Source organism: Sphingobium trunci (genome assembly GCF_022664535.1).
GTDB lineage: Bacteria > Pseudomonadota > Alphaproteobacteria > Sphingomonadales > Sphingomonadaceae > Sphingobium.
In genome coordinates, this window is sequence record NZ_JAKUJY010000008.1 from 148,629 (window position 1) to 170,706 (window position 22,078).

Here is a 22,078-nt window from a genome sequence, read left to right on the forward strand (position 1 = left end):
GTACCGGAAGCGCAGAAAACCGGCATGTGCAGCCCGCCATGGACTGAATGGCCGCACATGCTAATCCGCGAAGGGATCGCGCACGAGGATCGTGTCCTCGCGCTCCGGGCTGGTGGAGACGAGCGTGACCGGGCAGCCGATCAGTTCCTCGATCCGGCGAATATATTTGATCGCCTGCGCGGGCAGGTCCGCCCAGCTGCGGGCGCCCGCCGTGGTATCCTGCCAACCCTCGATCGTCTCGTAGACCGGTTCGGCCTTCGCCTGATCCTGCGCATGGGCGGGGAGATAGTCGAAGCTCTGGTCGCCGATCCGGTAGCCGACGCAGATCTTCAGTTCATCGAAGCCGTCCAGCACGTCGAGCTTGGTGAGGGCGATGCCGGTGACGCCCGACACGGCGACCGACTGGCGCACCAGCACCGCGTCGAACCAGCCACAGCGGCGCTTGCGCCCGGTGACGGTGCCGAATTCATGGCCGCGTTCGCCAAGGCGCTGGCCGACGTCATTTTCCTGCTCGGTCGGGAAAGGGCCGGAGCCGACGCGGGTGGTGTAGGCCTTGACGATGCCGAGCACGAAGCCGGCCCCGCTGGGGCCAAGGCCGGTGCCGCTCGCCGCCGTGCCCGCGACAGTGTTGGAGGAGGTGACGAAGGGATAGGTGCCATGGTCGATGTCGAGCAGGGTTCCCTGCGCGCCTTCGAACAGGATGCGCTTGCCTTCGGCCTTCGCCTTGTTGAGCGTCAGCCAGACGGGCTTGACGAAGGGCAGGATGAAGCTGGCGATGTCGGTGAGTTCCGCCATCAGCGCGTCGCGGTCGATCGGCGCTTCGTTGAAGCCCGCGCGCAGGGCATCGTGGTGCGCGGTCAGGCGGTCGAGCTGCGGGCCGAGATCGTCGAGATGGGCAAGGTCGCAGACGCGGATGGCGCGGCGGCCGACCTTGTCCTCATAGGCCGGGCCGATGCCGCGGCGGGTGGTGCCGATCTTGCCCGCGCCCGACGCGTCCTCCCGCAGGCCGTCCAGGTCGCGGTGAAAGGGCAGGATCAGCGGGCAGGTTTCCGCGATCTGGAGGTTTTCAGGCGTGATGGCGACGCCCTGCCCCCTGAGCTTGGCGACCTCGTCGCGGAAGTGCCAGGGGTCCAGCACCACGCCATTGCCGATCACCGACAGCGTGCCGCGCACGATGCCCGAGGGGAGCAGGGAGAGCTTGTAGACATTCTCGCCCACGACCAGCGTGTGGCCGGCATTGTGGCCGCCCTGGAAGCGGGCGACGACGTCGGCACGCTCCGACAGCCAGTCGACGATCTTGCCCTTGCCTTCGTCGCCCCATTGGGCGCCGATCACGGTCACATTTGCCACAGATACAGTCCTCCGCCCGCCGCGCGGACCGGCCATGCCCTTCGACGGGACTCGGCATGCCGGTGGGATAGAGTGGGCGCGCCGACAGCATGGGCGCCCTGTGCGGGGCGCGCGTTAGCCGGGAGCGGCCGGCGCGTCAAGGCGCAGGGATTACACTTTGATACAGCGCGGCGGGTTTACGGGATCGGGCGCTGTGGCAGGATCGGGTTCGGGATTGGGAAGGGGTTGCGACCTATGCGGCGATTCTCTCTGGGTGCGGTTCTGGCTTTGGCGGTCATCGGATCGGGCGTGGAGGCGCAGGGCCTACGCGAACGCTGGCGGGCGCGGATGGCCGAGGGTCAGCAAGGCGCCGGACAGAAGGCGCCGGGCGGCCAGACCATGGCCTATGGCAAGGATGCGTCGCAGGTGCTGGATTACTGGCCCGCCGCGACGACAAGCGAAACGAAGAAGGCGCCCCTCATCATCTTCGTCCATGGCGGCGGGTGGAAGCGCGGGAGCAAGGACAATGCCACCGGCGCGGAGAAGGTCGGCCATTATCATGGCCTGGGCTATGCCTTCGCGTCGATCAACTACCGGCTGGTGCCCGATGCGACGGTGGAGCAACAGGCGCAGGATGTGGCCGATGCCGTGGCCTATCTGCGCGGGAAGGCCAGGGTGCTGGGCTTCGATCCGGACCGAATCGTGCTGATGGGGCATAGCGCGGGGGCGCATCTGGTGGCGCTGGCGGGCACGGACATGCGCTATTTCGCCAGGGCCGGGTTGCAGCCCGACGCGGTGCGCGGCGTGATTCCGCTGGATGGCGCGGCCTATGATGTGCCCAGGCAGATGGCCGAGGGCAACCGCTTCATGGCGGGCACCTATGAGCAGGCCTTCGGCACCGATCCCGCGCGGCAGAAGGCACTGTCACCGACCTTCCATGCCGAACAGCCCAATGCGCCGGGCTTCCTGATCCTGCATGTCGACCGGGCGGACGGGACGGCGCAGTCGGAGGAACTGGCGGCAGCGCTGCGCAAGGCGGGAACGCCCGTGGAAATCGAGGCGCTGGAGGGGCAGGGCCTGCGGGGGCATATGCAGATCAACCGGTCGATGGGCGATCCCGATTATCCGGGGACCGCCATCGTCGATCGCTGGCTGAAACGCGTCTTCGATCAGTAGGCGCGGGGTTCCGCGCCGTCGAGCCAGTGCGAGCAGCGCAGTATCTCGCCATTTTCCTGCCCCGTCAGCGCGGCGATGGTCTGCCAGCCTTCCGCACGCAGTTCAGCCGCGCGGGCCGTGTCATGGTGCAGTGGCAGGAACAGGCGACGGGGGGATTCGCCGCCGAAGCCCGCATCGATCAGCGGATCGGGATAGAGCGAGAAGCCCATGGCCGGTTCCTCCGAACCATCGGCGCGGATGATCGCATAGCTGCCGCCCCGGCCGATCTCGCCGGTGAAGCCCTCGGCAAAGATCGAGAAGCCGAACCAGTTCTGATATTCGAAACCGTGGCGCTCGGTTGGGTCAAGCGTCAGGGTGATGTCCCAGCCGATCGGCCTGGCGATGGCGCGCAGGCCCGCGATGCGGCTGTCGATGGCGCCGCCGAGGTCGGCGCTGAGCGCTTCCAGCCGCTCCATCGCGGCGTGGAAGGGACCGGTCGCCTCGATCAGCGGCAGATAGGCAGCGGCAGCGGGGCTGATCGCGGTGAGCGCGCCCGCATCCTTGGCGTCGAGTTCGGTGCGAACCGCCTCGATCTCCTGCGGGGCCAGCGGCAGCGGTCCGGCGGCGAGCGTGTCGATCAGGTCCGGCAGGGTGAAATCGATGGTGATGCCGGTGACGCCAGCGGCCTGCAGCGCTTCGATGGCGACATTCACGATTTCCACTGCGGCGGCGACGCTGTCGCTGCCGATCAGTTCGGCGCCGACCTGGAACCGCTCGCGTTCCGGGCGGAGCTGATTCGCGCGCAGGCGGATGACCGGCCCGGCATAGGAGAGGCGCAGCGGGCGCGGCGCGGCGGCGAGACGGGTGGCGGCGATGCGGCCCACCTGCGCGGTCATGTCGGGGCGCAGCGCCAGGCTGCGCTGGGACACCGGATCGATGGCGCGGACAAGATCCTGCGCCTTCATCGATTTCAGGCGGCCGACCAGCGTTTCCTCGAACTCCGCGATCGGCGGCATGACGCGCTCATAGCCATGGGTGGCGACGGTATCGAGCACGCGGCGCGCCAGGCGCGCGGAAGCCTCTGCCTGCGGCGGCAGGCGGTCTGACAGTCCTTCGGGGAGGAGGCCGGGCGGGATCGTGGCGCTCGTCATGGTCATGGGCTGGCCCTTTAGCGGATTATACGCAATAGGCCAGCCCGAACCATCTTCAAGCCCCGGCGCGATCAGGCGAAGCGCAGCAGCTTGACGGTCTTGACGCCCGCCAGCTTGCAGATGTCGCTGAGGACGGCCTCGTTCACCACGCCGTCGACCGAGAGCAGCAGCACCGCTTCGCCGCCCTGGTTGCGGCGGCCGAGGTGGAAGGTGCCGATGTTGACGTTCGCCTCGCCCAGCGTCGAACCCAGGCGGCCGATGAAACCGGGCGCATCCTGGTTGACGATATAGAGCATGTGCCCGGCGAGATCGGCTTCGACCTTGATGCCGAACAGTTCGACCAGGCGCGGCTGGGCATGGCCGAACAGCGTGCCCGCGACCGACTTGTCGCCATTTTCCGTCTTTACGGTGACGCGCACCAGCGTCTGGTAATCGCCCTCGCGGTCATGGCGCACCTCGCGCACGTCGAGGCCGCGTTCCTTCGCCAGGAAGGGCGCGTTGACCATGTTCACCGTGTCGGAATAGACGCGCATCAGCCCGGCCAGCACCGCCGCCGTGATCGGCTTCTGGTTGAGTTCGGCGGCATGGCCCTCGACCTCGACCGCGACGCTCTGGATGCGGTCGCCCTCAAGCTGGCCGACCAGGCTGCCCAGTTCCTCCGCCAGCGCCATATAGGGCTTGAGCTTCGGGGCTTCCTCCGCCGAGAGCGACGGCACGTTCAGCGCATTGGTGATGCCGCCGTCGAGCAGATAATCGCTGAGCTGCTCGGCCACCTGGAGCGCGACATTGACCTGCGCTTCATCGGTCGATGCGCCCAGATGCGGGGTGCAGATGAAGTTGGGGGTGCCGAACAGCGGCGATTCCTTCGCCGGTTCGGTCGCGAACACGTCGAGCGCGGCGCCGGCGACATGGCCCGAATCCAGCGCTTCCTTGAGCGCGGCTTCGTCGATCAGGCCGCCACGGGCGCAGTTGATGATGCGCACGCCCTTCTTGGTCTTGGCGAGATTTTCCTTCGACAGGATGTTGCGGGTCTGGTCGGTCAGCGGCGTGTGCAGCGTGATGAAGTCGGCCTTCGCCAGCAGCGTGTCGAGGTCGGCCTTTTCCACGCCCATCTCGACCGCGCGTTCCGGGGTCAGGAAGGGATCGAAGGCGACGACCTTCATCTTGAGGCCGAGCGCGCGGCTGGCGACGATCGAGCCGATATTGCCCGCGCCGATCAGGCCCAGCGTCTTGCCGGTGACTTCGACGCCCATGAAGCCGTTCTTCGGCCACAGGCCCTGCTGCGTCTGGGCGTTGGCTTCGGGAAGCTGGCGGGCCAGCGCGAACATGAGGGCAATGGCATGTTCGGCAGTGGTGATCGAGTTGCCGAACGGCGTGTTCATCACGATCACGCCCTTGGACGAGGCGGCCGGGATGTCGACATTGTCGACGCCGATCCCGGCGCGGCCGATGACCTTGAGGTTGGTGGCGTGGTCGAGAATATCCTTGGTGACCTTGGTCGAGCTGCGGATGGCGAGGCCGTCATACTGGCCGATGATCGCCTTCAGCTCGTCCGGGGTCTTGCCGGTGATCTCGTCGACTTCGACGCCGCGTTCACGGAAGATCGCGGCGGCGCGGGGGTCCATCTTGTCGGAAATAAGGACTTTGGGCATCTGGAATATCCTATGTTTGCCGTCGCCCCGGGCTTGACCCGGGCCCCGCTTTCTCAGCGGACGGACGGAAGAAGAAGCGGGACCCCGGCTCAGGGCCGGGGCGACGTCAGGAAATAGGGGTCAGGCAGCCTTCACGGTCGCATAGGCCCAGTCGAGCCAGGGACCGAGCGCCTCGATGTCGGCGGTTTCGACGGTCGCGCCGCACCAGATGCGCAGGCCTGCCGGGGCGTCGCGATAGCCCGCGACGTCGTAGGCGGCGCCTTCCTTCTCCAGCAGAGCGGCGAAGCTCTTGATGAAGGCTTCGTCCGCACCCTCGACGGTCAGGCAGACGCTGGTGGTCGAGCGCGAGGCTTCGTCGGCGGCGAGATGGCCGAGCCAGTCGCGTTCCTCGACGATCCTGTTCAGGGCCGCCGCATTGGCGTTGCTGCGCGCGATCAGGCCAGCGGCACCGCCCACCGACTTGCCCCATTCGAGAGCGAAGATCGCGTCCTCGACGGCCAGCATCGAGGGGGTGTTGATCGTTTCGCCCTTGAACACGCCCTCGGCGAGCTTCCCCTTCGAGACGAGGCGGAACACCTTGGGCAGCGGCCAGGCGGGCGTGTGAGTTTCGAGGCGTTCGACCGCGCGGGGGCCCAGGATCAGCACACCATGGCCGCCCTCGCCACCCAGCACCTTCTGCCAGGAGAAGGTGGCGACGTCGATCTTCGCCCAGTCGATGTCATAGGCGAACACCGCGCTCGTCGCGTCGGCGAAGGTCAGCCCCTCGCGATCGGCGGGAATCCAGTCGGCATTGGGCACGCGCACGCCCGAGGTGGTGCCGTTCCAGGTGAACAGCACGTCGTTCGAGAAATCGACGGTGGAAAGGTCGGGCAGCTGGCCATAATCGGCGCGGATGATCGTCGGGTCGAGCTTCAACTGCTTGGCGACGTCCGTCACCCACCCCTCGCCGAAGCTTTCCCAGGCCAGCGTCGTCACCGGGCGCGCGCCCAGCATCGTCCACATCGCCATTTCGAAGGCGCCGGTGTCGGAACCGGGGACGATGCCGATGCGGTGGGTTTCGGGCAGGTTGAGCAGTTCGCGCATCAGGTCGATGCAATAAGCGAGACGGGTCTTGCCGATCTTGGCGCGGTGCGAGCGGCCGAGGGATTCAGCGCTCAGCTTGTCGGCGCTCCAGCCCGGAGGCTTGGCGCAGGGACCGGAAGAAAAAAAGGGGCGTTCGGGTTTCTTGGCCGGCTTGGTCGTCGGCTTGGCGGCAGGCGCAATGGTGGCGTCTGCGGCGATCATATCAGTCATGTACGCTTCTCCTTGCAGAGAGCACGCGCGGCGTTGGGACCGCGTGGCCCGCTGGCCGCCCTAAAGTCTCCGGCAAAAGAGTCAAGGCGAATGTCTCGGTGCGATGAACCGAGTCCGCCGTTAACCCCTGAGCCAGCCGGACGTGGTAAATGCTGCCCTCATGTTCGAGCGGGTAAGGGGGAAGGCGATCTTTCGCGGCCTGGCGCTGGCGGTCATGTTGACGCTGGCGAGCTGCGGTGGCGATCTGGTTCCGCCCGGACGCGTGGAACGCCCCTCCAGGCCCGTCAGGACGGCGCGCCCGGCAACGCCACCGGCGATGGAAGTGCGCCAGTGCATGGCGAAGCTGACCTCCCAATCCATCCTCTTCACCCCCCTGCCCGACCAGAATTTCGGCGGCGGATGCAGCGCTTATGGCAGCGTCAAGCTGATCGATATCGGCGTGCCCGCCACCAATCTGGGCGCGATGACCTGCGATCTGGCGGCCAATTTCGCGGCCTGGGCACGCTATGGCGTGCAGCCCGCCGCACGGCTGATCCTGGGCGCGGAGATTGAGAGGATCGAGACCTTCGGCACCTATAATTGCCGCCCGATCGCGGGCAGCGGCAAGCTGTCCGAACATGCGCACAGCAATGCGATCGACGTGTCGGCCTTCGTCCTGAGCGACGGGCGGCGCATTTCGATCGAAAAGGACTGGAACGGGGACAAGCGGACCCGGCAGTTCCTGGAAATCGTGCATGCCAGCGCCTGCAAGCGGTTCAGGACGGTGCTCAGCCCGGATTACAACGCCGCCCATCACGACCATTTTCACTTCGATATGGGAGGAAGAGGCGGCTTTTGCCGATAAGCGCCTTGGCTTTGTCACGTTCGCGTCCTAGCTTGCTGGAAATGACCAGAAAAGAAATCGAAGAACGCAAATTCCGCCCCGCCCGTCAGGAAGCCGCCGATGCCCGCAAGGGCGTCGAAACCCCCCAGACCAGCAGTTCGGCCTATCGCCTCGCCTTCCAGGACACCGAATTCCTGCTGCGCGAGGATCTGCGCCCGGTCCGCTTCCAGCTTGAATTGCTGAAGCCGCAATTGCTGATGGATGAGGCGAAGATCGAATCGACCTTCGTCTTCTACGGCTCCGCCCGCATTCCCGAACCCGATCAGGTGCAGGCGCGGATCGATGCCGCCACCACGCCCGAGCAGAGGCGCATCGCCGAAAATCTGGGCCGGAAGGCGCGCTATTATGACGAAGCGCGCAAGCTGGCGCGGATCGCGGCGCAATATCCGGTGAATGAAGCGGGTTGCCGCCATTTCGTGGTCTGTTCCGGCGGCGGCCCGTCGATCATGGAAGCGGCCAATCGCGGCGCGGACGATGTCGGCCAGACCACCATCGGCATGAATATCGTCCTGCCGCATGAACAGGCGCCCAATCGCTTCGTCACGCCGGAACTGAGCTTCCAGTTCCACTATTTCGCGCTGCGCAAGATGCACTTCCTGTTGCGGGCGCGGGCGCTGGCCGTGTTCCCCGGCGGCTTCGGCACGTTCGACGAGATGTTCGAGCTGCTGACGCTGATCCAGACCGGCAAGATGAAGCCGATCCCCATCCTGCTGTTCGGGCGCGAATTCTGGACGCGGGTGGTGGATTTCGAGGCGCTGGCCGACGAGGGCGTGATCTCTCCGTCGGACCTCAACCTGCTGACCTGGGTCGAGACGGCCGAGGAAGCCTGGGAAGCCGTGCAGGCCTTCTATCAGGACAGCGAGACCCCCGGCTGCGGCTGAGGAATCAGCGCGCGCTGCGTCGCACCGGATGCCCGTCGCGCGCGCTGGTTTTTTCGCATCCTTTCGTGCCTAAAAGCGGCTCCCGCCTTTACGCCCTAGAGCGGTTTTCGATCTGATGGAATCAGATCGAAAACCGCTCTATTCTTTTGATTTCACGCGATTTCTGAACCGTCAGATGATGCCATCTGACTGGAAATCGCTCTAGAAATCCAGATTGTAGCGCAGGGCGGCCCCGATCTCGTCGGGCATGGCCGCGATATTGCCGCCCTGGCGCCGCCAATAGCTGTTGAGGCCGAGCCATCCGCCCGCGGCCGGCAGGCCATAGCTCGCCTCCGCGTCGATCTGTCGCCCCTGCGGCGCGAGCGAAAGGCGTCGCCGCTCCATCAGCGCCGTCCCGCTGGCATAGTCATAGGAGACGGGGAGCAACAGGTCGAGCCCACCCCTGTCGACCCGCAAAGGCTGCGACAGGCGCAGCGCGAAACGGTCATGCCTGCCCAGCAATCCGTCACGGCCGGCATCGAGCGACCAGGCGCTGCCTTGCAGACGCAGCGCCGTCGCGCGGGTCCAGCCGTGGCGCGCCCCCACCGCCAGCGTCCAGCCTGAACCGGCGTCGAACGTCGCGCCCATGTCCACGAACAGCGTCGTACCCGCCCCTGCTCCCAAGGCCGGGCCGAAGCGGGCGCCCAGCACGCTGTTTTCCTCCCGGAGCAGGGACAGGCCGCCATGGAAGTCGAACGCGGCGCCCCTCGCCTCCCATCCGAAACGCGCCATGGCATAGCGGTCCCGCCGATCGGGGTGCGCCGTGACCGGCTCATGATCCATCACCCTGCCGCTCTCCATCGAGGCCATCAGCGCCAAGCCGGGTCCAAGGACGGTCCGGACGCCAAGGCTGGTCATGCCGATCCGGTCGAAGCCCGGCGATGCCGCGGCGGACCGGGCGACCAGAAAATCGCCGGGCGCGCTCGCGCTGTCCCTGTCGGCGCTTTCCGACAGGCCCAGCATGACGCGGGTCCGCGCGTTCAGCGACAGGGCGATGCTGCCCGACATCGGCCGGCTGCGGGCCTGCGGATCGGGCGGCAGGGCAAGGCCGCCAGGATTGGCGGGACCGATGCGCGCGGGGGCGAGGCTGAGCGAAAGAGTCGCTGGTCCAGCGTCCAGCGCCACATGGGTCCGCCGGTCGAGCAGCGACGGCGTCAGCGTCAGGGACTGGGCGGCGGGGGTTAGCGTGCGGCCGATATCGAGCCGATAGGCGCGGCCCAGCCGGTCGATCATCACGGCGCTGGCCGATGCCGTGCCGCCTGCGTCGCCCATCGCACTCGACAGGCTGGCATTGCTGGTGACCGACACCGGCACGGCGCTGCCCGCAAGACTGGTCGCGCCCTGCGGCGCGAAGGCGGCGGCGATGTTCAATATGCCCCGGCCATAGACGGAATCGGTGCCCGCCGCCCCCGCATCGGTGGCGCGCGACAGCAGCAGGTCGACGATCTGCGCGCCGCTAAGGGCCGGGAAGGCCTGCGCCAGCAAGGCCGCCGCGCCTGCGATCTGCGGCGCCGAGAAGGAGGTGCCGTCATAGAGGAAATGCGCCCCGGTCTGGTCCTGCGACAGCACCGATTCGCCCAGCGCGAACAGCGTATTGCCCTCAAAACCCTGCGCCGCGTTGGAAAAGCTGCTGCGCACATTCGCCGCATTGACCGATCCGGCGATGATGACAAGGCCAAGGCTGACGCTGGCGGCGGAAAAGCTGGCGGCGAACGCGTCCGGCGCGGCCTGTCCATCATTGCCCGCCGACACCACGATGATGATGCCCGCCGCCGTCGCCCGGCTGACCGCGTCCAGCAATCCCTGCGAGGCGGAATCGCCGCCCAGCGAGATATTGACGACACGGGCGCCGTTGGTGCGGGCATGGTCGAGCGCCTGGCTGATGGCGCCATCCTCGAAGGCGCAGCCATTCTTGCCGGTCCCGGTGCAACTGCCCGGCGTATCCGTCCGCAGCGCCAGGATGGTGGAGCCCCAGGCCATGCCCTGCACGAAGACATTGTCGCGGGCCGCCGCCAGGACCGTGGCGACCGCGGTGCCATGGCCGCCTTGATCCTCGATCGAGCCGTTGCCCGCGAAATCGGCCGAGGCGGGGCTGATGCGCCCCGCAAATTCGCTGTTCGATCGCGCAATGCCGCTGTCGATGATGCCAACCGTCACGCCCGCCCCGCTGGCGCCCGCATTATAGGCGGCGAGCGCGCCATGTTGCGACGGGCCGGTCGAGCGGCGAAATTCGGCGGTGTCGTAATTGACGGGTGCGGGGGTGGGCGATGGCGCCGGGGTGGGAGTCGGCGTCGCGGTCGGCGTGGGCGCGGGGGCCGACTGGACTCCCCCGCCCCCGCCGCAGGCGGCCAGCAACAGAAACGGCGCGAGCGTCAGCCCGGTGGCACGACGGCGGATGCTTTGCTTGTCCATGACCCTTTCCCCACAGCCCGCAGATAATCCTAAAAGCGGAATGTGAACATAAATTTCATGGCGCCCGGCCGACGTCGCGCTTGCCCCTGCGGCGCGGCAGGATTAGGGCGCGGCCATGCGCGCGGACCTTGCCCATATCGATTGCTGGATCTTCGATCTGGACAATACGCTCTATCCGGCGAAGGCGGACCTGTTCGCCCTGATCGACGTGAAGATGGGCGAGTTCATTCAGGGCCTGCTCGGCTGCGACCCGGTCGTCGCGAGGCAGACGCAGAAACGCTACTTCCTGGAGCATGGCACGACGCTGTCGGGCCTGATGCACCATCATGGCATCGAGCCGCGCGCCTTCCTCGACTATGTCCACGATATTTCGATGGATCGGCTGGAGGTGGACGAGGCGCTCAATGCCCATATCGCGGCGCTGCCGGGGCGGCGGCTGATCTTCACCAATGGCGATGCCGCCTATGCCGGGCGGGTGCTGGACAAGCTCGGCCTGTCGGACGCGTTCGAGCTGATCCACGACATCCATGCCTGCCAATATGTGCCCAAGCCCGATCCTTCGGGCTATGCGGAACTGTGCCGGGTGCATGGGGTCGATCCGGCGCGGGCCGCCTTTTTCGAGGATATGGCGCGCAACCTGAAGCCCGCCAAGGCCATCGGCATGACGACCATCTGGGTCAATAACGGCTCGGAGGCGGGCGGCCATGGGCATCATCCCGACTTCATCGATTTCGAAACCGACCATCTGACGCCGTTCCTGGCGGATATTCTTGAGGGAAAATCATGAGCAACGACCTGATCGCGACCATCGACGCCGCCTGGGAGGACCGGGCCAATGTCAGCCTGACGACGCAGGGGGCCGTGCGTCAGGCGGTCGACAAGGCGCTGGCGATGCTGGACGGCGGCGAGGCGCGCGTGGCAGAGCCGACGGCGGACGGTTGGCAGGTCAACCAGTGGCTGAAGAAGGCGGTGCTGCTGTCCTTCCGCCTCAACGACAATGTGATGATCGACAATGGTCCGGGCGCGGGCCATTGGTGGGACAAGGTGCCCAGCAAGTTCGCGGGCTGGGACGAGGCCGCCTTCCGCGCCGCCGGTTTCCGCGCGGTGCCCGGTTCCTTTGCGCGGGCCGGGGCGCATATCGCGAAGAATGTGATCCTGATGCCCAGCTTCGTGAACATCGGCGCCTTCGTCGACGAGGGCACGATGGTCGATACCTGGGTGACGGTGGGAAGCTGCGCCCAGATCGGCAAGAATGTCCATCTTTCGGGCGGCGTGGGGATCGGCGGCGTGCTGGAGCCGTTGCAGGCCGATCCGGTCATCATCGAGGATGACTGCTTCATCGGCGCCCGTTCCGAAGTCGTGGAGGGCGTGCGCATCGGCAAGGGTTCGGTGCTGTCGATGGGCGTGTTCATCGGCCAGTCGACCAAGATCATCGACCGCGCCACCGGCGAAATATTCATGGGTGAAGTGCCGCCCTATTCGGTGGTGGTGCCCGGCTCGCTGCCCGGCAAGCCGCTGCCCGACGGCACGGCGGGGCCGAGCCTCTATTGCGCGGTGATCGTGAAGCGCGTGGACGCGCAGACGCGCTCCAAGACCGGCATCAACGAACTGCTGCGCGACTAACTTCTCTGGATCGAGGCGGCATGAAATCCTACATAGGCGTTCATGCCGCCATCCACGCCTGACCATTCGCCCCTTCCGCCCGTCTGGGCGACGTTGCGGCGTTTCCTGCCCTATCTCTGGCCCGCCGATGCCCCGGCCCTGCGGCGGCGGGTCGCGATTGCCATGGTTCTGGTGCTGGTGGCCAAGGCCGTCAGCCTGGCCATGCCCTTCGCCTATAAGGGCGCGGTGGACCGGATGGCGCCGGGCATGCAGTCGAGCGCCGGCCTCGCCATCGCGCTGGTGGTCGCCTATGCGGGCGCGCGGTTCGGCAGCGTGCTGTTCGATAACCTCCGCAACGCCATCTTCGAGCGCGTCGGGCAGGAGGCCGGGCGGCGGCTGGCCGACGATGTGTTCGTGCACCTGCACCGGCTGTCGCTGCGCTTCCATCTCGACCGGCGGACGGGCGCTGTCACCAAGATCGTCGAGCGCGGCACGAAAAGCATCGACACGATGCTCTATTTCCTGCTGTTCAACATCGCGCCGACGGTGCTGGAACTGGCGGCGGTCTGCGTCATCTTCTTCCTGAAATTCGGTCCCGGCATGGTCGCGGCGACGCTGGCGATGGTGGGGCTTTACATCTGGTTCACCCGCACCGTCACCGAATGGCGCAACCAGTTGCGCCGCGACATGGTGGACATGGACACCAATGCCGTCGCCCATGCCGTCGACAGCCTGCTGAATTTCGAGACGGTCAAATATTTCGGCGCGGAGGATCGCGAGGCGGCGCGTTACGGCAAGGCGATGCGGCGCTATGCCAATGCGGCGGTCAAATCCGAAAATTCGCTGGCCTGGCTCAATATCGGCCAGTCGCTGGTCACCAACCTGATGATGGCGGGCGCCATGGCCTATACCGTCTGGGGCTGGAGCCGGGGCCAGTTCTCGACCGGCGACGTGGTGCTGGTGAACACGCTGCTGTCCCAGCTTTTCCGGCCGCTCGACCTGCTGGGCATGGTGTATCGCACCATCCGCCAGGGGCTGATCGACATGGAGGCGATGTATCGGCTGATCGATACCCAGGCGGAGATCAGCGACGCGCCGGATGCACCGATGCTGCATGTCGAGGCGGGCGAGGTGCGTTTCGACCATGTGCATTTCGGCTATGATCCGGAGCGCGAGATATTGCATGGGGTGAGCTTCACCGTCCCGGCGGGCAGGACGCTGGCCATTGTCGGGCCTTCGGGCGCGGGCAAGTCCACCATCGCGCGGCTGCTGTTCCGCTTCTACGACATACAGGGCGGGCGCATCCTGATCGACGGGCAGGATATTTCGCGGGTGACGCAGGCCTCGCTGCGGGCCGCCATCGGCATCGTGCCGCAGGACATGGTGCTGTTCAACGACACGGTCGGATATAATATCGGCTATGGCCGCGCCGACGCGACGCAGGCGGAGATCGAGGATGCGGCCAGGGCCGCGTCGATCCACGATTTCATCATGGGCCTGCCGCAGGGTTATGACACGCGGGTGGGCGAGCGCGGCCTCAAGCTTTCCGGCGGGGAGAAGCAGCGGGTGGCGATCGCCCGCACGCTGCTGAAGGATCCTCCCGTGCTGGTGCTGGACGAGGCGACCAGCGCGCTGGACAGCCGCACGGAGACGGAAATCCAGGACGTGCTGCGCAACATCGCGCGCAAGCGGACCACGCTGATCGTCGCGCATCGCCTGTCCACCGTGGTCGATGCCGATGAGATCATCGTGCTGGAACAGGGCCGCATCGTCGAGCGCGGGCGCCATGCCGATCTGGTCAGGGCCAACGGGCTGTACGCGGCCATGTGGGCGCGGCAGGCGGCCGAGCGGGACGATATGGCGAGCGAGCCGGGCATCGACGATGTGTTCGAAATGGTCGAACTGCCCGTCACCCGATAGAGGATTTTCGAAGCAGGTGGCATCACCGGCTGGCTCGGAAGAGGCGGCAAAGCAGGGATGATGGAGCATGACCCGATTCAATTTGAGCGGATCATGATCCAGGATTTGGGTGACATAGGTGACACGATGGAGGGGTTGAAAAGCGCGCCCCTTCCGCCTTTTCCCGCAATGTCAAAGAGCCGGTGCCTGTGTAGCCCGGGCGGGCCGCTGTAGGACAGGGGAAAATCGCCCCGGTTGATTCCCGCCACCCCCTCCTCTATCTTGCATGCCGCGGACCGGGCCCCTCTGGCGCGCTGGATTGACAACAGCGCGTGATGTCGGACCGCATCGGATGATCCGGTGCGACTGACGGCCAGGCCCCTGCCCCTTCCCATCGCAACGGATCCTCCGGTCAACCATTGTCGTTGAACGAGAGGAGCTTATCCCATGGAATTTCTCTTCGCGGACTGGCTGGGGACGCCCGCCTGGTTCTGGCTGGCCTTTCTGGCGATCGTCGCGGCGCTGACGGCGTTCGACCTCGGTTTCCTGCACAAGGAGAACCGGGAGATCGGCATCGGGGAGAGCCTGAAGCTTTCCATTTTCTACATCAGCGTCGCCTGCGCCTTTGGCGGCTGGATCTGGTTCGCGCGCGGGCCGGAGCCGGGGATGCAATATTTTACCGGCTTCTTCATCGAAAAGGCGCTGTCGATCGACAATGTCTTCGTCATCGGCCTGATCTTCTCCACCTTCGCCATTCCGCCGCGATACCAGTATCGGGCGCTGCTGTGGGGCATAGTGGCCGTGATCGTGCTGCGCGGGCTGATGATCGCGGGCGGGGCGATGCTGCTGCATCAGGCCTATTGGGTGCTGTATCTCTTCGCCGCCTTCCTGATCTTCACCGGCATAAGGATGATGTTCGGCAGCGACCAGCCGATCGATGTCGGCCACAATCCGGCGGTCCGCTTCATTTCCCGGCATATGCGGGTGACGCCCGAACTGCATGGCGAGCATTTCCTGGCCCGCATGCCCGATCCGAAGACGGGCAGGATGGTGCTGGCGGCGACCCCGCTGCTGCTGGCGCTGGTGGTCATCAATATCGCCGACCTGGTGTTCGCGGTGGACAGCGTGCCCGCCATCTTCGCGATCACGACCGACACCTTCATCGTCTATACGTCGAACGTGATGGCGATATTGGGGCTGCGGGCGCTTTACTTCGCGCTGTCGGCGATGGTCCACCGCTTCCATTATCTGAAATATGCGCTGGCCGCGATCCTGGTGTTCATCGGCGCCAAGATCTTCGTCGCCGACTTCCTGCTGGAGGGCGGCAAATTCCCGCCTGCCCTCAGCCTGGGCGTGACCTTCGCGCTGATCGGCGCCGGGGTCGGCTGGTCGCTGTGGAAGACGAGGACGGAAAAGCGGCTGGCCTGATCCTGCCACGCCCGCGGGGAGCGCCCCGCGGGCGTGGGCCAGGAACCCGATCAGCGGCTGGTGACGGTGGTCGTGGTCTTTTCCACCACCGAAGCCCGTACCGGCGCGGTCGTCTTGCGCACGATCTTGCGCTTGACCGGGGTGGTCCTGCGGGCCGTGGTCGCGGGGGCGGTTTTCACCGTCTCGGTGGTCACGGTGGTGGTGGCCGGAGCGGGAGTCGCCGCAGCGGCGCGCGCGGCGCGGGCATCGGCAGCCGCGGAAGCGGCGGCACGTTCGGCCGCTTCCGCCCGTGCGTTGGCGGCGGCGGCATCCTGCTGTGCCGCGACCGCGGTCGATGCCTGGACCTGCGCGTCTGTCTCCACGCGGGCCTGGCTCTGGCCGATGGCGGTGTCGGCAAATTGCTGCGCATCCACGGCCGAACGGATGGCGGCCTGTTCCTTGCCGCTCTTGAGCTGTTCCTGCGCCAGGCGGAGCGAGGCCTGGGCCTTGGCAAGCACGGCGGGATCGGCGTCACCGGCCTTCAGCCTGGCGGCGGCGTCGATCTTGCCCTGCGCCTGCGCGATGGCGGCCAGCGCCCTTTCCTCGTCACCCGCCAGCGCGGGCCCGGTTGCGAGAAATAAAGCCGATGCAGCAGCAAGAACACGCATGGACGCATCGAAGTTACGCATAACCTCTCCTCTCATCATTATCGACGAGGCGGAAAACGTGCGATGAGTTGAGGAAGTTCCGGTTCAGTCAAGTGTCCAGAAAGGGCGCGGCAACCTCCGGAGGAACGCGCAGGATACGGCCCGTTTGCCTGTCGATGATCGCCCATGTCGATTTGGCCGACACTTTTACTTTGCCGTCCGGACCTGTAAATTCCATATGGCGGTCGAAGCGGGCGCCCCGTGGACCCTGCGGGATCCAGGTCCGGACAGAAACCGTTTCACCCTGCCGGACGTTCCCGCGATAGTCGATCTCATGCCGGGTCACGACCCAGACATAATCGTCGAGATGCGCCGGATCGGCATCGCGGGTCCAGTGCTCCGTCGCGACCTGCTCCATCCACTGGACCCAGACCGCATTGTTCACATGGCCCAATATGTCGATATGCTCCGGCCCGGCGGTGATATGCGTGGTGTAGCTGGAGGCCATCAGTCCGCGACGCCCAGTTGCCAGAGGATGAAGGCGAATTCCTCCGCCGTTTCGTGGAGGCTTTCGAAGCGGCCCGACTTGCCGCCATGGCCCGCGCCCATATTGGTCTTGAGCAGCAGCATGTTGGCGTCGGTCCTGGTCGCGCGCAGCTTCGCCACCCATTTGGCGGGTTCCCAATAGGTGACGCGCGGGTCGTTGAGACCGGCCGTGACCATCAGCGGCGGATAGGGTTGCGCCCGGACATTGCTGTAGGGATCATAGGACAGGATCGTCTCGAACGCGGCCTTGTCCTCTATCGGGTTGCCCCATTCGGGCCATTCGCCGGGCGTCAGCGGCAGCGTTTCGTCGAGCATGGTGTTGAGCACGTCGACGAAGGGCACATGCGCCACCACCGCGCCCCAGAGGTCGGGATCGCTGTTGACCACCGCGCCCATCAGTTCGCCGCCCGCCGAGCCGCCGGAGATGCTGATCCTGCCCTTCGACGTATAGCCGCGCTCGATCAGCCCCTTCGCCACGTCCACGAAATCGGTGAATGTATTGACGCGCTTGTCGAGCTTGCCGTCCAGATACCATTGCTGGCCCAGATCGTCGCCGCCCCGGATATGGGCGAGCGCGAAGGCGAAGCCGCGATCCAGCAGGGACAGCCGGCTGGTGGAGAAGCCCGGCTCCATCGCGATGCCATAGGCGCCATAGCCATAGAGATGCAGCGGTGCGCTGCCGTCGCGGGGGAGGTCTTTCGGATAGACGATGGACACGGGGATCTGCGTGCCGTCGCGGGCCGGGATCATCAGCCTTTCCGTGGCGTAGCGGGCCGCATCATAGCCCGACGGAATTTCCTGCACCTTCAGCACTTCAAGCGCGCCGGTGGCGAGGTGATAATCGTAGATGGTGTCCGGCGTGACCATCGATTCATAGCCGATGCGCAGCTTTGTCACATCATATTCGGGATTGTCGTCGAGGCTGGCCGAATAGCTGGCCTCCGGGAAGGGAATGCGCCTGGGACTGTGCGTCGCATAGTCGCGCAGTTCGATCTGGTCGAGGCCGTCCTGCCGCCCTTCGGTGACGTAGAAGCTTTTGAACAGGGTGAAGTCGGTCAGGTAGAAATGCGGGTCCGGCCCGATCACCTCCTCCCACCGGTCCGGCGTTTCCAGCGATGCCTTGACCAGCCGGAAATTGGGATGGGTGTCGTTGGTGCGGATGTAGAGCGTGCCTTCATGCTCATCGACCTCATATTCGCGGCCGGGCTGGCGGGCGGCGACGAGCAGCGGCGTGGCCGTGGGATTGTCGGCGGGGAGCAGCCAGGCCTCGGTCGTCACATGGTCGCCCGTCGCGATGACGATCCACTTTTCCGAGGAGGTGAGGCCGACCGAGACGCGGAAGCCTTCATCATCCTCATGGAACAGTTCGATATCGCTTTCGACCGGCTGGCCCAGCCAGTGCAGGCGGGCATTGTCGGTGCGCCACTGGTCGTTGGCGATGCCGTAGAGCAGCCCCTTGCCGTCGGAGGTCCAGACCAGCGAGGAGAGGGTGTCGGGGATGATTTCAGGGAGCAGCTCGCCGGTAAAGAGATCCTTGATCCGCGCCTCGAACCGTTCCGAGCCATTATTGTCGATCGCATAGGCGAGGTAGCGGCCGTCCGGGCTGACCGACATGGCGCCGAGGCGGAAATATTCGTGACCCTCCGCCAGTGCGGGTTCGTCCAGGATCAACTGATCCTCGCCGCCGGCAACGGGCTTGCGATACCATTTGCGGTACTGGGCGCCGATCTCGAAGGCGCGCCAGTAGATATAGTCGCCGTCCTTCTGCGGGACCGAGCTGTCATCTTCCTTGATGCGGCCCTTCATCTCCTCGAACAGCCTGTCGGTCAGCGCCTTGTGCGGTGCCATCGCGGCCTCGAAGAAGGCGTTCTCCTGCTCCAGATAGGACAGCACCGCCCTGTCCTTCACCTCCGGATAGCCGGGATCGCGCAGCCAGGCATAGGCATCCTCCACCGTGATGCCGTGATGGGTGAAGCTGTGCGGGCGGCGGTCGGCGATGGGGGCTTTGGCGGAAGCGGTCATTCCATGTCCTGATCTGGCGTAACGGTGCGGGTCTGCTTATGTTGGCGGCCATAGGCCCTGCGCAAGAGGGCCGGCAAGTCCAAGGAAAATTTGATGTCTACTCATGAAGATCGCCTGAAAGCCCTGCGCGCCCAGCTTGTGCGGGACAGGCTGGACGGCTTTGTCGTGCCGCTGACCGACGAGCATATGAGCGAATATGTGGGTGCCTATGCGCAGCGGCTGGCCTGGCTGACGGGGTTTCAGGGGTCGGCGGGCAGCGCGGTGGTGCTACCGGAGGAAGCGGCGATCTTCGTCGATGGACGCTATACGTTGCAGGTGCGCGAGCAGGTGGATGCGGCGCACTGGCAATATGAGAGCGTGCCGCAGACGTCCGTGGCGGCATGGCTGGGCGAACATGCCCCGGCCGGCGGGCGGATCGGTTACGATCCCTGGCTGCATACGCGCGCCTGGGTGAAGGCGGCGGGCGAGGCTCTGGCCGAGCGGGGCGCGGAGCTGGTGGCGGTGGACACCAATCCGGTCGATGCGGTGTGGCCCGACCGCCCCGCCCCCAGCGACGCCAAGCTGGTGGTGCATGAGGAGCGCCATGCCGGGCAGTCGGCGGCGGAAAAGCGGCAGGCGATGGCCGACTGGCTGGTGGCCAGACATGCCGATGCGGTGGTGCTCTCCGCGCTGGATTCGATCGCCTGGACGTTCAATATCCGGGGCAAGGATGTGGAGCGCACGCCGGTCGCGCTGGCCTATGCCATCGTCCATGCCGATGCGACGGCGGACCTCTATGTCGCGCCGGAGAAGATCGACGAGGCGGTGATGAAGCATCTGGGCAATGCGGTGCGGGTGCATGACCGCAGCCGCTTCGCCGAGGCGCTGGCCGAGCTGTCGGGCAAGATGGTGGCGGCCGACCCGGAACGGGCGGTGGCGGCGATCTTCGAGGGGCTGGATGCGGGCGGGGCGACGGTGCTGGCGCTGCGCGACCCGGCGGTGCTGCCCAAGGCGGTGAAGAACCCGGTCGAGATCGCCGGGCACAAGGCGGCGCAGGCACGGGACGGGGCGGCCCTGTCGCGCTTCCTGCACTGGATCGCGGTCGAGGCGCCCAGCGGCCGCGTCGACGAGCTGGGCGCGGCGGCGCGGCTGGAGGCGTTCCGCAAGGACACCGGCCTGCTGGAAGACCTATCCTTCGACACCATTTCCGGCGCCGGGCCGAACGGCGCGGTCGTGCACTACCGGGTCGAGGAGAAGACCAACCGGCCGATCGAGAGCGGCAGCCTCTATCTGGTCGATTCGGGCGGGCAGTATCGCGACGGCACCACCGACGTGACCCGCACCGTCGCCATCGGCACGCCGACCGACGAGATGAAGCACCGCTTCACGCTGGTGCTGAAGGGGCATATCGCGCTGGCGCGGGCGCAGTTTCCGGCGGGTACGCGCGGCGGCCAGCTCGACGTGCTGGCGCGGCAGTTCCTCTGGGCCGAGGGGCTGGACTATGCCCATGGCACCGGCCATGGCGTCGGCAGCTTCCTGTCGGTGCATGAGGGGCCGCAGCGGATCGCGACCTTCGGCGGTGGCGACGAGCCGTTGCAGCCGGGCATGATCCTGTCCAACGAGCCGGGCTATTACAAGACCGGCGAATATGGCATCCGGATCGAGAATCTGGTGCTGGTGGAGGCGCGCGACGTGCCGGGCGCCGAGCGGGAGATGCTGGGGTTCGAGACGCTGACCTTCGCGCCGATCGACCGCAACGCGATCGCGGTGGAGCTGCTGACCGGGGACGAACGGGCGTGGCTGGACGTCTATCACGCGAAGGTGGTGGAGGTCGTCGGGCCGCAGCTGGAGGGCGAGGCGCTGGCGTGGCTGAAGGCGGCCTGCGCGCCGCTATAGGCCGGGCTTTTCCATCGCGCCCGTCTTCGACCGGTCACAGGCGGGCTTCGCTCAGGCGCGGCGCAAGCTTTACCCCGTGGCGTCGTCGTCGCGCCGGGGAGCTTGCGCATCCCGCGATTCGCGCGCCTGCGCCTTGCGGCGGCGCAGATTGTCGCGCAGCGCCTGCGCCAGCCGCTCTTTCCGTTCGTCCTGCCCGCCTGAATTTCCTGTCGTCATGAAGGGGCCATAAGCAAATTGCGCAAAGTGCCGCAAGCCGCCTTGACATGGGCAACGAGGGCGGCCATAGGCCCGGCTCCGCTGGCGCGATAAGCCGGATGGAGCTGAAAATAGTGCTGCCGTAGCTCAGTGGTAGAGCGCATCCTTGGTAAGGCTGAGGTCGTGAGTTCAATCCTCACCGGCAGCACCATTTTCCACCTTTTCCCCTTTTTGGCATGGCTGTCTGGCCGGGCCGCACTCCCGCGCGCGTCAGGGCATGTCGCTGGCCGGCGTGGCGGAATCGAAGATGGCGTTGAGATAGGCCGCGATGCGCACGCCGCCGCGGCGCAGCCGGTCGTCCAGCTCGGCGCGATGCTGGTAGACATAGTCCCAGGATAATTGGGGATCGGCCGGGTAGATGGTCTTGCGCAGGGCGATGCTCTCGCGAAGCCATGTCGCGGGGCCGGTGGCGCTCCAGTCGATCACCTGCTGCGGCGTGGTCGAGCGGGACAGCCAGTTCGCATATTCGGAATAGGACAGGGTGCGCTGTTCGATCAGGCCCGAATCCCAGACCGAATGCAGGTTGGTTTCCGCGCCGAAGAAGGTCACCTTCACGTCATTGCCGCCCCGGTCGTTGCCGCCGCCCGCGTGCAGGGGCTGGTGCAGGTCGCCCAATATGTGGACGATGAAGCGCAGCGCCGTGCGGCGTTCCTCCAGCGGCGCCCCGGGATCGCGCAGCGTGGCGGTGAAGCGGCGGATCGCGGTGATCGCGTCCCCCTCCCGCGGGGCGTCGGAGGGGCGGTAATGATCGCCCTCCCTCACCGTGACATAGTGCCAGGGGCTGGCGGTCCTGCGCCAGAAGTCGGCCGGGTCCGACTTCATGTCGTCGGGCCAGGTCGATGCCTCCGCCAGATCCTCCGTCCCCAGCAGCAGGCGGACCTGTGCGCGGGCGGCGCCGCTCAGATTCTGGTCGGCGATGGCGCCGGTGATGCGGTGGCCGACCGGTCCCCAGGCCTTGGCGGGGGTGGCGATGAGGAGCGGGAGGGCCAGCAGGATCGAAAAGCGCATGGCGCCCCTCATCGCAGCTTTG

The 22,078-nt window shown here is 66.3% G+C and carries 18 protein-coding genes and 1 tRNA gene; 9 read left to right on the plus strand and 10 right to left on the minus strand.

Features of this window, described 5'->3' with window-relative positions; all coding sequences use genetic code 11:
• Positions 1 to 60: 60 nt before the first annotated feature.
• Positions 61 to 1,350, minus strand: coding sequence for an adenylosuccinate synthase (locus MJ601_RS09820; protein WP_242125805.1), 1,290 nt, complete (start codon positions 1,348 to 1,350; stop codon positions 61 to 63).
• Between the two features lie 327 nt (positions 1,351 to 1,677).
• Between MJ601_RS09820 and MJ601_RS09825 the strand changes: the two genes are divergently transcribed.
• Positions 1,678 to 2,505, plus strand: a complete 828-nt coding sequence (locus MJ601_RS09825) for an alpha/beta fold hydrolase (RefSeq protein ID WP_491572902.1) — start codon at positions 1,678 to 1,680, stop codon at positions 2,503 to 2,505.
• Here the strand turns inward: MJ601_RS09825 and MJ601_RS09830 are convergent.
• From MJ601_RS09830 to MJ601_RS09840, 3 genes are all read right to left on the minus strand, one after another.
• Entirely contained in the window at positions 2,499 to 3,635 is a 1,137-nt protein-coding gene (locus MJ601_RS09830) for an ATP phosphoribosyltransferase regulatory subunit (protein ID WP_491572903.1), read from the minus strand. The genes MJ601_RS09825 and MJ601_RS09830 overlap by 7 nt on opposite strands.
• A 71-nt stretch (positions 3,636 to 3,706) precedes the next feature.
• A complete protein-coding gene (gene serA, locus MJ601_RS09835; protein WP_242125810.1) occupies positions 3,707 to 5,287 on the minus strand; it encodes a phosphoglycerate dehydrogenase in 1,581 nt (526 codons plus the stop codon).
• Positions 5,288 to 5,407: 120 nt separating this feature from the next.
• Entirely contained in the window at positions 5,408 to 6,580 is a 1,173-nt protein-coding gene (locus MJ601_RS09840) for a phosphoserine transaminase (protein ID WP_242125812.1), read from the minus strand.
• Between the two features lie 160 nt (positions 6,581 to 6,740).
• On the opposite strand from MJ601_RS09840, the gene MJ601_RS09845 reads away from it, so the two are divergent.
• Together MJ601_RS09845 and MJ601_RS09850 are read left to right on the plus strand one after the other, a co-directional pair.
• On the plus strand, positions 6,741 to 7,424 hold the full coding sequence (locus tag MJ601_RS09845) for an extensin family protein (RefSeq protein WP_242125814.1): 684 nt from the start codon (positions 6,741 to 6,743) through the stop codon (positions 7,422 to 7,424).
• Positions 7,425 to 7,465: 41 nt separating this feature from the next.
• Positions 7,466 to 8,344, plus strand: coding sequence for an LOG family protein (locus MJ601_RS09850; RefSeq protein ID WP_242125816.1), 879 nt, complete (start codon positions 7,466 to 7,468; stop codon positions 8,342 to 8,344).
• 201 nt (positions 8,345 to 8,545) lie between these two features.
• Here MJ601_RS09850 and MJ601_RS09855 read toward each other — a convergent pair whose 3' ends face one another.
• A complete protein-coding gene (locus MJ601_RS09855) occupies positions 8,546 to 10,795 on the minus strand; it encodes a S8 family peptidase (protein ID WP_242125818.1) in 2,250 nt (749 codons plus the stop codon).
• Positions 10,796 to 10,910: 115 nt separating this feature from the next.
• Here MJ601_RS09855 and MJ601_RS09860 point away from each other — a divergent pair, with 115 nt between their 5' ends.
• The 4 genes from MJ601_RS09860 (at position 10,911) to MJ601_RS09875 (ending at position 15,724) form a co-directional block, all read left to right on the plus strand.
• The gene (locus MJ601_RS09860; protein ID WP_242125820.1) at positions 10,911 to 11,582 is read left to right on the plus strand and encodes a pyrimidine 5'-nucleotidase; all 672 of its coding nucleotides are present in this window, start codon (positions 10,911 to 10,913) and stop codon (positions 11,580 to 11,582) included.
• On the plus strand, positions 11,579 to 12,418 hold the full coding sequence (gene dapD, locus MJ601_RS09865) for a 2,3,4,5-tetrahydropyridine-2,6-dicarboxylate N-succinyltransferase (protein ID WP_242125822.1): 840 nt from the start codon (positions 11,579 to 11,581) through the stop codon (positions 12,416 to 12,418). The genes MJ601_RS09860 and dapD overlap by 4 nt, the downstream gene beginning before the upstream one ends.
• Before the next feature lie 42 nt (positions 12,419 to 12,460).
• On the plus strand, positions 12,461 to 14,317 hold the full coding sequence (locus MJ601_RS09870) for an ABCB family ABC transporter ATP-binding protein/permease (RefSeq protein WP_242125824.1): 1,857 nt from the start codon (positions 12,461 to 12,463) through the stop codon (positions 14,315 to 14,317).
• 426 nt (positions 14,318 to 14,743) lie between these two features.
• Complete coding sequence (locus MJ601_RS09875) at positions 14,744 to 15,724, plus strand: TerC family protein (protein ID WP_242125825.1); 981 nt, start codon at positions 14,744 to 14,746, stop codon at positions 15,722 to 15,724.
• A 50-nt stretch (positions 15,725 to 15,774) separates the two neighbouring features.
• Here the strand turns inward: MJ601_RS09875 and MJ601_RS09880 are convergent, their stop codons facing one another.
• The 3 genes from MJ601_RS09880 to MJ601_RS09890 all read right to left on the minus strand — a co-directional run bounded on the left by MJ601_RS09880 (position 15,775) and on the right by MJ601_RS09890 (position 18,918).
• On the minus strand, positions 15,775 to 16,392 hold the full coding sequence (locus MJ601_RS09880; RefSeq protein WP_242125837.1) for a hypothetical protein: 618 nt from the start codon (positions 16,390 to 16,392) through the stop codon (positions 15,775 to 15,777).
• 67 nt (positions 16,393 to 16,459) lie between these two features.
• Positions 16,460 to 16,858 carry an acyl-CoA thioesterase gene (locus MJ601_RS09885; protein WP_242125839.1) on the minus strand — a complete coding sequence of 133 codons (399 nt, stop codon included), beginning with the start codon at positions 16,856 to 16,858 and terminating at the stop codon, positions 16,460 to 16,462.
• The gene (locus tag MJ601_RS09890; RefSeq protein WP_242125841.1) at positions 16,858 to 18,918 is read right to left on the minus strand and encodes a S9 family peptidase; all 2,061 of its coding nucleotides are present in this window, start codon (positions 18,916 to 18,918) and stop codon (positions 16,858 to 16,860) included. The genes MJ601_RS09885 and MJ601_RS09890 overlap by 1 nt, the downstream gene beginning before the upstream one ends.
• Positions 18,919 to 19,011: 93 nt before the next feature.
• On the opposite strand from MJ601_RS09890, the gene MJ601_RS09895 reads away from it, so the two are divergent.
• A complete protein-coding gene (locus MJ601_RS09895; RefSeq protein ID WP_242125842.1) occupies positions 19,012 to 20,793 on the plus strand; it encodes an aminopeptidase P family protein in 1,782 nt (593 codons plus the stop codon).
• Between the two features lie 69 nt (positions 20,794 to 20,862).
• Here the strand turns inward: MJ601_RS09895 and MJ601_RS09900 are convergent, their stop codons facing one another.
• Positions 20,863 to 21,009: a hypothetical protein gene (locus tag MJ601_RS09900; RefSeq protein ID WP_242125844.1), complete on the minus strand. Its 147-nt coding sequence runs from the start codon at positions 21,007 to 21,009 to the stop codon at positions 20,863 to 20,865.
• Between the two features lie 115 nt (positions 21,010 to 21,124).
• On the opposite strand from MJ601_RS09900, the gene MJ601_RS09905 reads away from it, so the two are divergent.
• Positions 21,125 to 21,199: transfer RNA gene (locus MJ601_RS09905), tRNA-Thr, on the plus strand.
• Positions 21,200 to 21,258: 59 nt separating this feature from the next.
• Here the strand turns inward: MJ601_RS09905 and MJ601_RS09910 are convergent.
• Positions 21,259 to 22,056 carry a S1/P1 nuclease gene (locus MJ601_RS09910; protein WP_242125846.1) on the minus strand — a complete coding sequence of 266 codons (798 nt, stop codon included), beginning with the start codon at positions 22,054 to 22,056 and terminating at the stop codon, positions 21,259 to 21,261.
• Positions 22,057 to 22,078 lie beyond the last annotated feature (22 nt).

Coding starts and splice junctions, on each gene's coding strand:
- MJ601_RS09825 (WP_491572902.1), top strand. CDS start 1,678: ATGGCCGAGGGTCAGCAAGGCGCCGGACAGAAGGCGCCGGGCGGCCAG.
- MJ601_RS09830 (WP_491572903.1), bottom strand. CDS start 3,635: ATGACGAGCGCCACGATCCCGCCCGGCCTCCTCCCCGAAGGACTGTCA.
- serA (WP_242125810.1), bottom strand. CDS start 5,287: ATGCCCAAAGTCCTTATTTCCGACAAGATGGACCCCCGCGCCGCCGCG.
- MJ601_RS09840 (WP_242125812.1), bottom strand. CDS start 6,580: ATGACTGATATGATCGCCGCAGACGCCACCATTGCGCCTGCCGCCAAG.
- MJ601_RS09845 (WP_242125814.1), top strand. CDS start 6,741: ATGTTCGAGCGGGTAAGGGGGAAGGCGATCTTTCGCGGCCTGGCGCTG.
- MJ601_RS09850 (WP_242125816.1), top strand. CDS start 7,466: ATGACCAGAAAAGAAATCGAAGAACGCAAATTCCGCCCCGCCCGTCAG.
- MJ601_RS09855 (WP_242125818.1), bottom strand. CDS start 10,795: ATGGACAAGCAAAGCATCCGCCGTCGTGCCACCGGGCTGACGCTCGCG.
- MJ601_RS09860 (WP_242125820.1), top strand. CDS start 10,911: ATGCGCGCGGACCTTGCCCATATCGATTGCTGGATCTTCGATCTGGAC.
- dapD (WP_242125822.1), top strand. CDS start 11,579: ATGAGCAACGACCTGATCGCGACCATCGACGCCGCCTGGGAGGACCGG.
- MJ601_RS09870 (WP_242125824.1), top strand. CDS start 12,461: ATGCCGCCATCCACGCCTGACCATTCGCCCCTTCCGCCCGTCTGGGCG.
- MJ601_RS09875 (WP_242125825.1), top strand. CDS start 14,744: ATGGAATTTCTCTTCGCGGACTGGCTGGGGACGCCCGCCTGGTTCTGG.
- MJ601_RS09880 (WP_242125837.1), bottom strand. CDS start 16,392: ATGCGTAACTTCGATGCGTCCATGCGTGTTCTTGCTGCTGCATCGGCT.
- MJ601_RS09885 (WP_242125839.1), bottom strand. CDS start 16,858: ATGGCCTCCAGCTACACCACGCATATCACCGCCGGGCCGGAGCATATC.
- MJ601_RS09890 (WP_242125841.1), bottom strand. CDS start 18,918: ATGACCGCTTCCGCCAAAGCCCCCATCGCCGACCGCCGCCCGCACAGC.
- MJ601_RS09895 (WP_242125842.1), top strand. CDS start 19,012: ATGTCTACTCATGAAGATCGCCTGAAAGCCCTGCGCGCCCAGCTTGTG.
- MJ601_RS09900 (WP_242125844.1), bottom strand. CDS start 21,009: ATGACGACAGGAAATTCAGGCGGGCAGGACGAACGGAAAGAGCGGCTG.
- MJ601_RS09910 (WP_242125846.1), bottom strand. CDS start 22,056: ATGCGCTTTTCGATCCTGCTGGCCCTCCCGCTCCTCATCGCCACCCCC.